Annotated in this window: 13 protein-coding genes; 5 read left to right on the top strand and 8 right to left on the bottom strand. The window is 58.3% G+C overall.

Annotation, left to right across the window (positions count from 1 at the left end; genetic code table 11):
• Positions 1–38: 38 nt before the first annotated feature.
• The 3 genes from PSH65_RS07935 to PSH65_RS07945 form a co-directional block, all read right to left on the bottom strand.
• Positions 39–596: a hypothetical protein gene (locus PSH65_RS07935; protein ID WP_305425687.1), complete on the bottom strand. Its 558-nt coding sequence runs from the start codon at positions 594–596 to the stop codon at positions 39–41.
• Between the two features lie 82 nt (positions 597–678).
• Complete coding sequence (locus PSH65_RS07940; protein ID WP_305425688.1) at positions 679–1,482, bottom strand: putative hydro-lyase; 804 nt, start codon at positions 1,480–1,482, stop codon at positions 679–681.
• A gap of 91 nt (positions 1,483–1,573) precedes the next feature.
• On the bottom strand, positions 1,574–2,521 hold the full coding sequence (locus tag PSH65_RS07945) for a LysR family transcriptional regulator (RefSeq protein WP_305425690.1): 948 nt from the start codon (positions 2,519–2,521) through the stop codon (positions 1,574–1,576).
• A 275-nt stretch (positions 2,522–2,796) separates the two neighbouring features.
• On the opposite strand from PSH65_RS07945, the gene PSH65_RS07950 reads away from it, so the two are divergent.
• Both PSH65_RS07950 and PSH65_RS07955 read left to right on the top strand, forming a co-directional pair.
• Positions 2,797–4,080 carry an MFS transporter gene (locus tag PSH65_RS07950; protein ID WP_305425691.1) on the top strand — a complete coding sequence of 428 codons (1,284 nt, stop codon included), beginning with the start codon at positions 2,797–2,799 and terminating at the stop codon, positions 4,078–4,080.
• 119 nt (positions 4,081–4,199) lie between these two features.
• A complete protein-coding gene (locus PSH65_RS07955; protein ID WP_305425692.1) occupies positions 4,200–5,441 on the top strand; it encodes an OprD family porin in 1,242 nt (413 codons plus the stop codon).
• 66 nt (positions 5,442–5,507) lie between these two features.
• Here PSH65_RS07955 and PSH65_RS07960 read toward each other — a convergent pair whose 3' ends face one another.
• From PSH65_RS07960 to PSH65_RS07970, 3 genes are all read right to left on the bottom strand, one after another.
• Positions 5,508–6,146 carry a LysE family translocator gene (locus PSH65_RS07960; protein WP_305425693.1) on the bottom strand — a complete coding sequence of 213 codons (639 nt, stop codon included), beginning with the start codon at positions 6,144–6,146 and terminating at the stop codon, positions 5,508–5,510.
• Position 6,147: 1 nt separating this feature from the next.
• Positions 6,148–6,918 carry a 2OG-Fe(II) oxygenase gene (locus PSH65_RS07965; protein ID WP_305425694.1) on the bottom strand — a complete coding sequence of 257 codons (771 nt, stop codon included), beginning with the start codon at positions 6,916–6,918 and terminating at the stop codon, positions 6,148–6,150.
• A 92-nt stretch (positions 6,919–7,010) separates the two neighbouring features.
• A complete protein-coding gene (locus PSH65_RS07970) occupies positions 7,011–7,637 on the bottom strand; it encodes an alanyl-tRNA editing protein (protein ID WP_305425696.1) in 627 nt (208 codons plus the stop codon).
• 90 nt (positions 7,638–7,727) lie between these two features.
• Between PSH65_RS07970 and PSH65_RS07975 the strand changes: the two genes are divergently transcribed.
• The gene (locus tag PSH65_RS07975; RefSeq protein WP_305425697.1) at positions 7,728–8,726 is read left to right on the top strand and encodes a LysR family transcriptional regulator; all 999 of its coding nucleotides are present in this window, start codon (positions 7,728–7,730) and stop codon (positions 8,724–8,726) included.
• 73 nt (positions 8,727–8,799) lie between these two features.
• Here the strand turns inward: PSH65_RS07975 and PSH65_RS07980 are convergent, their stop codons facing one another.
• A complete protein-coding gene (locus PSH65_RS07980; RefSeq protein ID WP_305425699.1) occupies positions 8,800–9,207 on the bottom strand; it encodes a PA2817 family protein in 408 nt (135 codons plus the stop codon).
• Positions 9,208–9,335: 128 nt separating this feature from the next.
• A complete protein-coding gene (locus PSH65_RS07985; protein ID WP_305425700.1) occupies positions 9,336–11,783 on the bottom strand; it encodes an acyl-CoA dehydrogenase in 2,448 nt (815 codons plus the stop codon).
• Between the two features lie 248 nt (positions 11,784–12,031).
• Here PSH65_RS07985 and PSH65_RS07990 point away from each other — a divergent pair, with 248 nt between their 5' ends.
• Both PSH65_RS07990 and PSH65_RS07995 read left to right on the top strand, forming a co-directional pair.
• Entirely contained in the window at positions 12,032–12,691 is a 660-nt protein-coding gene (locus PSH65_RS07990; RefSeq protein WP_305425702.1) for a transglutaminase family protein, read from the top strand.
• A gap of 43 nt (positions 12,692–12,734) precedes the next feature.
• Positions 12,735–13,358, top strand: coding sequence for a glutathione S-transferase family protein (locus PSH65_RS07995; protein ID WP_305425703.1), 624 nt, complete (start codon positions 12,735–12,737; stop codon positions 13,356–13,358).
• The last annotated feature ends 1 nt before the right edge of the window (position 13,359 follow it).

The following is a 13,359-nucleotide window of genomic DNA, read 5'->3' on the forward strand; positions in this document are numbered from 1 at the left end:
ATATGACAAGGAGGCTGAATATGACTGACTGTGTAGCTCTACCCCTGCGAAGTGCAGGTTGGAGTATTGGCCGTAAGGTACTGGATCACCTCTTCAAGGGTGTCTATGTCAGGAGCATTGTTCACTAACGCTTGCGAACTGCACCATGGGTAATCCAGATGCGACACCCACTCCATGATGCAGTGCAGATCAGTCGCCGGCAGGGTTTTCATGTGCTCAATGGTGATAGTGAGCCTCTCGACAAGCGCAGACTCGGGGTTGAACTGCCACTCATACAGACCGCAACCGACGCGGGCTTCGCCGCAGCTTTTGTCGGACATGCCGACCAGCCATTTGCACTGGAATGTTTTGGCCTGCGGTTCAGGTGGGAGTCCCAGGCAAAAGGTATAGACGTTTTCGAAGGTCTGGCCGAATCGCCTGACCAGCACATCGCCGATAGGTCCAAGGCCTTCAACGTGGGGTGGAAACGAGATGGACCCGGTGTGCACGACCATGTCCAGGATCGCGTCTGGCGCAAAGGCTTGGTGCAACAAATATGGGCGGTTACCGTCCTTGGCTTTTATGTACTGTTGAATCGATTGTTGAGCAGTATTCATTGTTTGTCCGTGGCATCCCTATCAGGTTGAAAACAGTCCAATCCAAGGCTCACGTTACTATTCCATGCGAGCCCGCACTCATTTACAAAGCACTATTCAAAACATCCGTTACCAGCATGCAGCCGGGGGCGTGGGTGATGCACAGCGGCGGACGCGAAGTTTGCACCACCGATTGCGGGGTCACACCGCAGGCCCAGAATACCGGGATTTCGTCGGCGTCGACTGGCACGGCATCGCCGTAGTCCGGGCTGCTTAGTGAATCGATGCCGATCAGCGCTGGATCACCGATGTGCACGGGCGCGCCGTGGACGTTGGGCATGCGGGCGGTGATCTGGATCGCCTGGATCGCCGCGGCGGCTTTCATCGGGCGCATGCTCACCACCAGCTTGCCGCTCAGGCGTGCGGTAGGGCGAGTGTCTATGTTCGTCCGGTACATGGCAACATTGCGCCCCAGATCGATGTGCCTGAGGGCGATGCCGGCATCCAGCAGCGGTTGTTCGAAGGAGAACGAGCAGCCGATGGCGAAGGCCACCAGATCGTCCTGCCACAAATGCTCGATATCCGACGGTTCTTCGCTCAGTTCGCCATGGCGATAGACCCTGTATCGGGACACCTCGTGGCGGATATCAATGGCGGTGCCGAGATTGCGAAAATACGGATCACCGGGTTCGGTAACGTCGAGCACCGGGCAAGCCTGCCGATTGAGCGTGCAATACCGAAGAAACTCGTTCGCCCAATCATTGGGCAGAATCACGATATTGGCTTGCACCCGACCTTGGGCCAAGCCGCTGGTGTGGCCCCGATAGTGTCCGGCAGCGATGCATTGGCGCAGGGCGAGCGGAGCGCTGTGCTTCAGTTGTTCGAAAGACAGGGTGGGTTGGCTCATCACGGCATCTCTTCAGGTTCGATGACCCTTTTTAGAAAACCATGACGATGGCGTCCAACCAGGAATGTTGTTACCCCGTGACAACTAAAAGTTATTCAAGAGTCCGTCGGTTGTTGAGACCGGGTGCCGGAACCATTCGAAGCGGGCCGACATCCGCAGCGTATTGGGAGACTACCTGGCGGCTCATATCGACGATGCTCTCGATCAACTCCAGGCCGACGCCGGCGCGCCATGAAGCCACGACATCCAGCTGCGGCAAGCGAGTACCCGGTTCCAGCTGAATCAACTCGCCGCTGGCCAAGGGCTTGGCCACCAGCGCGGCCGGCAAGGCGCCAATGCCGAAGCCGTCACGAATCAGCCGGGTCATGGCCGACACCGAATTGACGCAACTGACGCGTGGCGTGCCGATGCCGTGGGCGTGCAGCAGGTTGAGTACATCCTGATGCGGCCGGGAGTTTTTGACGAAGGTGATGATGCGCTCACTGGCCATTTCGGCCAGTGAGGCATAGGGGCGGGCATAGATTGAGTTACTGGCGGCGATCCAGTGCATGGGGTAGTGCGCCAGTTCGAGGTTGCGCACACTTTCGTGGCGGATCAGGTCCGTCTGGAACACGATGTCCAGATAGCCCTTTTGCAACTGATCGCACAGATTGCGTGCGGCGTCGGCCGTGATTTCGATTTCCACGGCGGGGAAGGTCTGCATCAAGGTCGACATCAACGGGCTGAGCCAGGTGTGGATCACCGTATCCATCACACCGATGCGCACCAGACCCTGTTGTGGATTGGTGTTATCCAGTGAGTATTTCAACGCTCGCTGAACCTCAAGCATCTGCTCGGCGTAATCGAGCACCTTGAGACCTTCGAGCGTCAGCGACACGCCACGTGAATCGCGCACGAACAAACGCAGGCCCAACTCTTCTTCCAGCGAGGCAATCCGGCTGGAGATAGCGGCCTGAGTGCTGAACATTTTCTCGGCAGTGAGGCTGAAGCTTTGCAGGCGGGCGACCCAGACGAAGGTTTCGAGAAATTTGAGGTTCATGGCGGTTCTCGTGGTGGGGCGTTCACTGTTTTTCCACAGAGAACCGTGGTGGGGGTGCAGTAATTGTTACTCCAGAGTTCGTCGCCGGGGGTATCAAATTTTCTTATGCATAACCTCGTTTTTTTCCCGTTTGACGCAGTTTGGCCTTGGCGCGAAGAATCCGCTCCACGACGCAGCCACTGCGTCTGCCCCCCACGACAACGCCTTCACAAAAAAATAATGAGGCGTGTCCGTCATCTTCGCTTGCTGCCGCAGGAACTCCCATGGAAAAGACCATGACTGACCACGTGCTTTCAGGTTCGGGCCGCACCGGCCCGTTCAGTTGGTACGGCCCCCTGTCGAAAAATGAAAAGCGTACCTTCTGGAGTTGCAAGATCGGCTATGCCCTGGATGGCATGGACACGCAGATGCTGAGTTTCGTCATTCCGACCCTGATCGCAACCTGGGGCATCTCCAAGGGTGATGCCGGGATGATTGGCACTTGTACGCTGCTGGCCTCGGCGGCGGGTGGCTGGATCGCCGGAATACTGTCCGACCGCATCGGTCGGGTGCTCACCCTGCAACTGACGGTACTGTGGTTCGCCTTCTTCACCTTCCTCTGCGGACTGGCACAGAACTACGAGCAACTGCTGGTGGCCCGGACTTTGATGGGCTTTGGTTTCGGCGGTGAATGGACTGCGGGTGCGGTGCTGATTGGCGAGGTGATTCGCTCCCAGGATCGCGGCAAGGCAGTGGGCATGGTGCAGGCCGGATGGGCGCTAGGGTGGGGGCTTACGGCATTGCTCTATGCCGGGTTATTCAGCTTTCTACCACCGGAAGAGGCTTGGCGGGCGCTGTTCATGATCGGGTTGGTGCCAGCGCTATTTGTATTGGTGATCCGCCGACTGGTCAAGGAGTCGGACACCTTCGAGCAGGCCTGCATTGAGCGCAAGGCCAAGCCTGAAAAGGATTCGCGTTGGGCCTTCTTTGAAATCTTCGCACCACGGATGCTCAGTACCACCTTGCGCGCTTCGTTGCTGACCACCGGCGCGCTGGGCGGTTATTACGCGATCACCACGTGGTTGCCAACTTACCTGAAAACCGAGCGCGGCCTGAGCGTACTCGGCACTGGCGGTTATCTGGCGATGGTGATCGTCGGCTCTTACATTGGCTATGTGACCAGTGCATTGCTGACCGATGCCATTGGTCGGAAGAAGAACTTCATCCTGTTTGCCGTCGGCTCCATGGCGATCGTTCTGGCCTACACCCAACTGCCCATCGACAACACCTGGATGCTCTGGCTGGGCTTTCCGTTGGGTTTTTTCGCCTCGGGCATTTTTGCGGGCATGGGCGCTTTTCTGACCGAGTTGTTTCCGACCCGCATGCGCGGTTCGGGCCAGGGCTTTTGCTATAACGCCGGGCGCTCCATCGCCGCGCTGTTTCCGTTGTTGATCGGTGCACTGAGCGAAACGTTGCCGATTGGTACGGGGATCGGAATCTTCGCTGCCGGTGCCTATGGTGTGGTGATTCTGGCCGCGTTAAGCCTGCCGGAAACCCGCGGTCGTCAACTCGAATCCTGAACCCTGACACGTCTGGGCAATTGTGCCCAGACGTCGCTGATCCATTGCTAATCGACAAACATCGGTCGCGATCACAACGCCCCCGAGAGGGCTCGCTCGCGTCCGAAACAGGAGCAGGCATGAACTATTCGCTTTCCACTCAACGGTTGTACTTCCCGGTCGGCACATTGCTCGGTTTGAGCTTGCTCGGCGCTCCGGTCGCTCAGGCGGATTTCATTGCCGACAGTAAAGGCAGCCTGGAAGCGCGCAACTTTTACTTCAATCGCGATTTCCGCCAAGACGGCTCGCGTGACAAAGCCGAGGAATGGGCACAGGGTTTTCTGTTGCGGATGGAGTCCGGGTATACCGCTGGCACGCTGGGGTTTGGTCTGGATGCGCTGGGCATGGCCGGTTTTAAACTGGACTCCGGCGGCGGCACGGCGGGCACCAATCTGTTGCCGCCGGATTTGTCGGGCGGCTCGCAGGATCGCTATGGCGAGTTGGGCCTGACGGCCAAAGTGCGTTTGTCCAAGAGCACCCTGAGGCTGGGGACGTTGCAGATCAAGGATCCGGTGGTGAACTCCAACGATACTCGTCTGTTGCCGGGAACGTTCAAGGGAGCACTGGTGAATGTTCAAGAAATTGACCGATTGAAACTGACTGCCGGGCAACTCACGCAGATCAACTTTGTCGACTCCACCGACTACCAGGACATGACTGCCAATCGCATCGGCGGGCAAAGCGACAAGTTCCAGTTCGCCGGGGCTGACTATCAATTCCTGCCGAATCTGACAGCGCAGTACCGCTACGGCAAGCTGGAAAATATCTACCAGCAAAACTACCTCGGATTGGTCCACCTGCTGGATATGGGGGCCGGCCAGTCGCTCAAGAGCGACGTGCGTTATGCGCGCAGCATTGAAGATGGCAACTTTCGTGACCTCGATAACCAGGCTTTCGGTGCGATGTTTACCTACAGTCTCGGCGGCCACGCACTGGGCTTCGGCTACCAGCGCATGAGCGGCGATGATCCGTTTCCGTACATCGGACGCAGCGATCCGTATCTGGTCAACTTCGTGCAGATCGGTGACTTCGCCAACGTTGACGAACACTCCTGGCAAACGCGTTATGACTATAACTTCGCGGCATTGGGTGTACCGGGGTTGAGCTTTATGACCCGCTACATCTCGGGCGATAACGTGCAGCGCAGTGCTCCGGGTGAAGGCAAGGAGTGGGAGCGCGACACCGATATCGCTTACGTGGTGCAGGACGGTACGTTGAAAGGCCTGGGCTTTAAATGGCGCAACGCGTCGGTGCGTTCGAACTTTGGCAATGATCTGGATGAGAATCGCTTGATCGTCAGCTATACCCTGGCGCTTTGGTAAGTGTCTCGGTGATCGAACAAGAAATGATATCGACGGCCCGCCAGTCAGACTGGAGGGCCGTTTGTTTTACATCGACAGAATCAATCGGCCAGCGAACAGAATCAGGATCACCCCCATGGTTCGTTCGAACCAGTGCCCCATGCGCATGAACAGCAACCGCACCCGGGTGCTGGAAAAAAACAGCGCCACGATCACGAACCACAAGGCATTCACGAAACACATCCACACCCCGTACAGTGCCTGAATCTGCAGTGGTGTCGAGGCGCTGATGATGGTCGTGAAGATTGCCAGGAAAAACAGCGTGGCCTTGGGGTTGGTGGCGTTGGTCAGAAAACCTGTGGTGAACGCCTTCAGCAATGTTTGCTCGACCACCGGTTCGTCTGCACCTTTGTCGCCTTCCAGCACGGTTTTGGGTTTGCTGCGTATCAGGCTCACGCCGAGGTACAAAATGTAGGCACCCCCAACGACCTTGGCCACCGTCAACAACCAGGGCGTGGTGTGCATCAGCGCGCCGACGCCAAGCAAGGTGTAAAGCACATGCACGGAAATGCCCGCGCCGATGCCCAGCGCCGTGCAAATCCCCACTAAGCGGCCGAAACGCACGCTTTGGCGGATGGTCACGGCGAAATCCGGTCCGGGGGCGACCACGGCCAGAAAGTGGATCGTTGCCAGCGCCAGAAACTCGCCCAGGTAATTTGAAAACATCTCAGCTCCAGAAAGTCAGGGGTGAAGCATTGCCGCGATAACCGACAAAGAAGGAAAGGCTCAATCGCGGGTCGTCCACACCCGGGGTCACCGAGTGCATGCAGCGCGAATTGAACATGATGAAATCACCCGGCTCAGGACGAATCTCCAGGGTCGGCGGGCCAAGCAAGGCCGGGTCGATGCCGTAACTGTCGCCACGCATTTCATCGAATTGGTCCGGGGAAATGTCGTGGTCCCACATCTGCAACGCGCCGCCCTCGGTCGGCATGTTCAGGTAGACGTTGCAGGCGAACTGCGCTTCCAGGCTTTTGGCCTGGAAACTGTCCGGCGCATCCTTGGCGAAAATGTCGTGATGGGCGAGGAAGCACACCCCGGGTTTGACGACCCGGGATAGCCCCACATACATCTTGCGGCCATAGAGATTTTCCAGATGCGCCCCCGCCGGCCAGGACTCGTCGAGCATGCAGCGCAACGTGTCGACAGGGGAGGAGTAGGGCGCACAACGGCTGCGCAATTCGGCGATATTGCTGGTGGCGCGCTTGAAATAGTCCTCGATCAGCAGCGGCTGGTTTTCCGCTTCATAAAACGCCATGCCAATGCGACCGATGCTCGGCGCGTTGATGTAGCCTTCGAAGCCCGGGGCGAGGATCTTGTCGCCGATCTGGATCGCCAGCGGCCCAGGCAACAAGCCTTTGACGCGGATGGCGAGGACTTCTTCGTTGGCCAGTTTTTGTATGCACGTCTCATCGAGACGCTCGACGTCAAGCATCATGTTTTTAGGTCCATCTATCGATAGTCAACAGAGCCCGCGAATGCAGGCTCCCCCGGCGTCAGGCGATGACGGAGCCGACATCGCCCAAATGTTCAGTCCACGCTGTAGTGGACTGACAGCGCTCCCTTTTTCTGTGAAAGGGAAGCGATCGTGACCGTGCCCAAATCCTTCAGGCTCCGTACATGGGTGCCGCCGCAGCCGTAGGCGGGCAGCTCACCGAAACCGATTTCCCGGGCGCCTTCGCGCAACGACGTCAGGCGTGGCAGGTCATGGGCGATCCATTGCGTGATGCCGTATTGAATCGTCTGCGCATCGACCTCCTGCGCGCTATCACCCGGCTTGAATTGGACACGTCCTTCATCCGGCCAGTGATGAGCCTTGGTCGGCATCCAGCCCATCGCCTGGACGAAGTGACCGATCAGGTGCCCCGCTGAATGCATGCGCGTGTTGAACCGGCGGCGTTGCTCGTCGACCCGAATCAGGGTCATGCCGAGTTTTACCGGATGGTCGACAAAATGGATGATCCGGTCCGGATCCTGAACCACGCGCAGCACCTGGCTTTCGCCGATCCAGCCGGTATCCCAGGGTTGCCCGCCGCCCTGAGGATGAAACAGTGTGGCGCGCAGCACTACTGCGAATTCGTTCTCGTAGGGCGTGCAATCCAGGACTTCCACATTGGCCTTGAGGTCATCACTATGGAAAAAGAGGCGAAGCGTCATATTCCATGCCCTTATTAAAGTTTCTATTTTTATTATATGAACCGTGGAATTGCGTGATAATCCGTTCAAACATCAAAGGACTGTTGCGCTGTGAGCATAAATCTTCCCCTGCCGCTGCTCGGTGAAATGGCGATTTTCGTCAAGGTTGTCGAGACCGGCAGTTTCTCCGAAGCGGCCCGCCAATTGGGCTCTTCACCCTCGGCGGTGAGTCGCAGTATTTCGCGGCTGGAGAAGGCACTCGCCACGCGGCTGCTGCAACGAACTACGCGTAAGTTGCGCCTGAGTGACGGTGGCGAAGAGGTGTTCAAGCGTTGCCAGGAGATGGTCAGCGCGGCGAAATCGGTGATGGAAATCAGCGGTCAGTTCACCCATGAGGCGGAAGGGCTGGTGCGCGTCAGCGTGCCTAAGGCCGTCGGGCGATTCGTGATTCATCCACACATGCCGGAATTCCTGCGGCGCTATCCCAAAGTGAATGTGGAGTTGTTGCTCGAGGACCGTCAGGTGGATTTGATCGACGACAACGTCGACCTGGCGATCCGTATTACCGATCGCCCTCCCGCCGGACTGGTGGGGCGGCAGTTGCTGACCATCGATCATTTGCTCTGTGCAACGCCGCAGTATCTGGCCGAGCACGGCACCCCGACTCATCCCCATGACTTGCTTAACCACAGCTGCATCTATCTGGGCGAAACCCCGAGTGATGCGCGCTGGAAGTTCAAGAAAGGCAGCAAAGCCGTGACCGTCGGCGTGCGCGGACGTTATGCCGCCAATCACACGGGCGTGCGACTGGGCGCGGTATTGCAACACATCGGAATCGGCAGCCTGCCGTACTTCACTGCCCGTTATGCGCTGGAACAAGGGCTGATCGTGCAGGTTCTGCCGGACTGGACTTTTCTGGCGTCCTACCACGGAGGTGCGTGGCTGCTGCATTCGCCAACCCGCTATCTACCGCCCAAGTTACGGGTGTTTATCGACTATCTGGTGGAATGCCTGGAGAAGGAACCGACCTTGAGCAGGCCGGGCAAGCCAAGTGCGTTGGGCAAGGTCGCGGCAGAGTATGAGCTGCCCGAGAGTGATGGGTTGCTTTGAGGCCAAGATCCCGGCCAACAAAAAAGGCCCGTATGTTCAACCATGCGGGCCTTTTGCATTTCTGACGATGGGATCAGTGCTTGCTGTCCTGGTTCGACATCGCCAGCAGCTGTTTTTCCTGATTCCAGTCGAACGGTTCGTCGTTCTGTTCGGCTTCAAAGCGACGTTCTTCAAGGGCCTGGTACAGGTCGATTTCATCATCGGGCATGTAATGCAGGCAGTCGCCGGCGAAGTACCACAGCAGGTCGCGCGGGACCAGGTGGGCGATTTGCGGATAGCGAGTGATCACCTGACACAGAATGTCCTGGCCCAGGTATTGGCTTTCGATCGGGTCGACCGGCAGCAATGCACGCAGTTCGTCGAAGCGATCCAGGAACAAGGCATGGCTTTCTTCGGGAACCTGTTCGGCCTCACCTACGGCGACCAGGATGCTGCGCAGGTGGTCGAGCAAGACGAGATGATCGGCAACGACGTTGGACACGAGATAAGTCCTCAAGAGCAAAACGGGCGCGAGAGTATAAAGCTCCTGCGCCCCATTTCACATGGTGAAGAGCCATATGGTAAAGAGCCACGGTAAAGAGCCCCATGCAAGACACAGGGTTCGCCCGATCAGCGGACCTTGCCTTTGGCCAATACCAGCTCCTTTGGGTCGAAATCATCGACATCAATCACCTTGCGTCGCGCCACTTCTGCCTCACGCAAGGTCTGGGCTTCAACCGGTTGCAAGACGCCACCCTCCAGAGCGGCATCGATGGCAGATTCTCCGAGCGTGGGTTTGACCTGGCGACTTTTCAACGCCGTATTGAGTTTTTTCTGTACCGGTTTGGCCGCGTTCAGCAAATCGCAAGCGTGCTGCAGGGCGCCGACCGAATCATCTGGTGATTGCGGGCGATAGCAGCCCCCCAGTAACTCCTCAAGCGTTGGATCGCCCTTGGGGCGGCCGATGACGGCTGCGACGTTGGCCGCCAGTCTGTCCGACGGGCCTCTGTGGCGACGACCGAAAGGGAACACCATCACCCGCATCAGGCATCCAAGCACCTTGTTCGGGAAGTTGGTCAGCAGTTCGTCCAGCGCACGTTCGGACTGGCCGAGGCTCTCTTCCATGGCCCAGGTGAACAGCGGATGCATATGCTCCGGCGAATCGAGATCGTGATAACGCTTGAGTGCACCGGAGGCCAGATACAGGTAGCTGAGCACATCCCCCAGACGTGCGGACAGCCGTTCACGACGTTTCAAATCACCGCCCAGCAGCATCATGCTCAGGTCTGCAAGCAGAGCAAAGGCTGCGGCCTGACGGTTGAGTGCACGGAAATAGCCTTGGCTGAGCTTGTCCCCGGGCATGTGTTCGAAATGCCCGAGCCCGAGGTTCAGCACCAGGGTGCTGGCGGCGTTGCACACGGCAAAACCAATGTGATCGAGCAGCAGTGCATCGAACTCGATCAGGGCCTGTTGTTTGTCTTCGCGGTGGGCGAGGGCCATTTCCTTGAGCACGAACGGATGGCAGCGAATAGCGCCCTGGCCGAAGATCATCAAGTTGCGTGTCAGGATGTTCGCACCTTCGACCGTGACGGAAATGGGCGCACCTTGCCAGCTGCGCGCCAGGTAGTTGTTCGGGCCCATGATAATGGCCCTGCCGCCGTGAACATCCATGGCGTGGCTGATGCATTCGCGGCCGCGTTCGGAGAGGTGATATTTGATAATGGCCGAAGGTACCGACGGCTTTTCGCCGAGGTCGACCGCGTTGGCGGTGAGCATCCGTGCGCTGTCCATCAGCCAGGTACTGCCGCCGATCCGCGCCAGTGCTTCCTGAATCCCTTCGAAGGCTGACAGCGGTGCGTTGAATTGTTCACGAACCTGCGCGTATTGGCCCGTCACCAGACTGGTGAACTTGCCCGCAGCGGTACCGATGGCAGGCAGCGAAATGGAGCGCCCGACCGACAGGCAGTTCATCAGCATCATCCAGCCCTCGCCGAGCATCTCCTGACCGCCGATGATGAATTCCAAAGGTACGAACACATCCTTGCCAGAGTTCGGACCGTTCATGAATGAGGCGCCCAGCGGCAGGTGACGGCGACCGATTTCTACACCGGGGGTCTGGGTTGGAATCAAGGCGAGGCTGATCCCCAGGTCGACTTTGTCGCCCAGCAGATGGTCCGGGTCATAGGCCTTGAAGGCCAGGCCGATCAAGGTCGCCACCGGGCCGAGGGTGATGTAGCGTTTTTCCCAGTTCAGACGCAGGCCGAGGGTTTCCTTGCCTTCCCATTCACCTTTGCAGATCACTCCGGTGTCGGTCATTCCGCCGACGTTGGAGCCCGCCATCGGACCCGTCAAGGCAAAGCAGGGGATATCGTCACCGCGTGCCAGCCGTGGCAGGTAATGATTGCGTTGTTCGTCGGTGCCGTAATGCAGCAGCAGTTCCGCCGGGCCGAGGGAGTTGGGCACCATGACGGTCGACGCCAGGTCGCCGCTGCGGGTGGCCAGTTTCATCGCTACCTGGGAGTGCGCATAAGCCGAGAAGCCTTTGCCTCCGTATTCTTTGGGAATGATCAGGGCAAAAAAACCATGCTTTTTGATGTGGTCCCAAGCCTGGGGCGGCAGATCCATCAACTGGGCGATCTGCCAATCGCTGACCATGGCGCAGAGCTCTTCGGTCGGGCCATCGATGAACGCTTGTTCCTCTTCGCTCAGTTGCGCTTTTGGATAGGCCAGCAGTTTGTTCCAGTCCGGGCGACCGCTGAACAGCTCGCCATCCCACCAGACCGTGCCGGCTTCAATGGCTTCACGCTCGGTTTGCGACATCGGCGGCAGGTTTTTTTGAAACCATCCGAATATTGGCGCCGTGAAGAGTTTTCGGCGCAGATCCGGCAGCACCAGGAAAGCGCTCACGACCGCGAGCATCACCCAGAAAATCAGCATCAGCCAGACGGGGGCATGGCTGAAGATGCCCATCGCCAGCAGATAGGCCGCAATGATGCCCAAGGCGGGCAGAGGCGCAGTGCGCCGATGTGCCAGGTAGGCAATCCCGACCACCAGAACCAGTATCCACAACAGCAACATATTCAATTCTCCATGAAGCCAGGGGCAAAACCACTTTCAGAGCTTAGACGGCATCCATAAAAATGGGTGGTCAGAGCATGAGTCTGAGCGTGTAGGAAGCAACGGCTGAAATCCGTCAGTTATTTCGAGGGCGGACGGTTGAACGCTTTCGTCAACAGGTCGGCAAACGCTGATATTTGGCCGAAACGTCGTTATCTCTGTGCTGAAGCTGTCGCTAGACTCGTGGCTTCCCCCTGGAGATTGTTCCCATGCACACATGTCTGAGCCCCGGCCGCTTCATCGACAGTGACCACCCCTCGGTGGTGGAGTTCGCCGAAAAACATCGTGGCGCCGGGCGCGGTTCACTCGAACAAGCGATCAATCTCTATTACGCAGTGCGTGAGGCCGTGCGCTACAACCCTTACACCTTCAGTCGCGATCCAGAGACCTTGCGCGGCAGCTATGCGCTGGCGGCGGGGGAGAGTTATTGCGTGCCCAAAGCCACGCTGCTGGCGGGTGCAGCACGGCATTGCGGGATCCCGGCGCGTATCGGTCTGGCAGATGTGCGCAATCACCTGTCGACGCCGCGTCTGCTCGAATTGCTCAAAAGCGATGTGTTCGCCATGCACGGCTACACCGAGTTGTACCTGAACGATCGTTGGGTCAAAGCCACCCCAGCCTTCAATCAACAACTCTGTGAATTGTTCAATGTCGCGCCGCTGGAGTTCGACGGGATCAACGACAGCGTGTTCCACCCCTTCAACCGTGACGGCGAGCAGTTGATGGAATATCTGATCGATCACGGCCAGTTCACTGATGTGCCGGAAGCGTTCTTTTTCGAACACCTGGAAAAGTGCTATCCGCATCTGTTCGGCGAGCAATTGCCGGTGCTGCTGGGTGACATGCAGAGCGATTTGAGTCGCGCCTGATCCGGCGTATGCTGCCTGCGCATTCATCCAAGAAGGGGCGGTCATGCTGAAGATCTGGGGTCGGAAAAACTCGTCGAATGTCAGGAAGCCGTTGTGGGCGGCCGAAGAACTGGGCCTGGCCTATGAAGCCATCGATGCCGGTGGCGCCTTTGGCGTGGTCGACACACCTGAGTACCGCGCGCTGAATCCTAACGGCCGCGTGCCGGTGATCGAAGACGACGGTTTCGTGCTGTGGGAATCCAACACCATCGTTCGTTATCTGATGGCCCGTCACGCCAGCGATACGGCCTGGTATCCGACAGACCTGCAGGCCCGAGCCTCGGCCGAAAAGTGGATGGACTGGACCACTTCAAGTTTTGCCACCCCCTTCCGCACGGTGTTCTGGGGTGTGTTGCGCACCCCGCAAGACCAGCAGGACTGGCCGGCCATCAAGGCAGCGATCAAGGAGTGCGACGATCTGCTGTCGATGGCCGATCAAGCGCTGGCGGCCAAACCGTACCTGTCCGGCGATGAGATCGGCATGGGTGACATTCCCTTGGGCAGCTTCATTTATGCCTGGTTCGAGATGCCGATCGAGCGTGCGCCGCAGCCTCATTTGCAGGCCTGGTACGAGCGCCTGAAACAGCGTCCGGCGTATCGCAAAGCCGTCATGACCGCGTTGACTTAAT

This window comes from Pseudomonas sp. FP603 (assembly GCF_030687415.1).
Lineage (GTDB): Bacteria > Pseudomonadota > Gammaproteobacteria > Pseudomonadales > Pseudomonadaceae > Aquipseudomonas > Aquipseudomonas wuhanensis.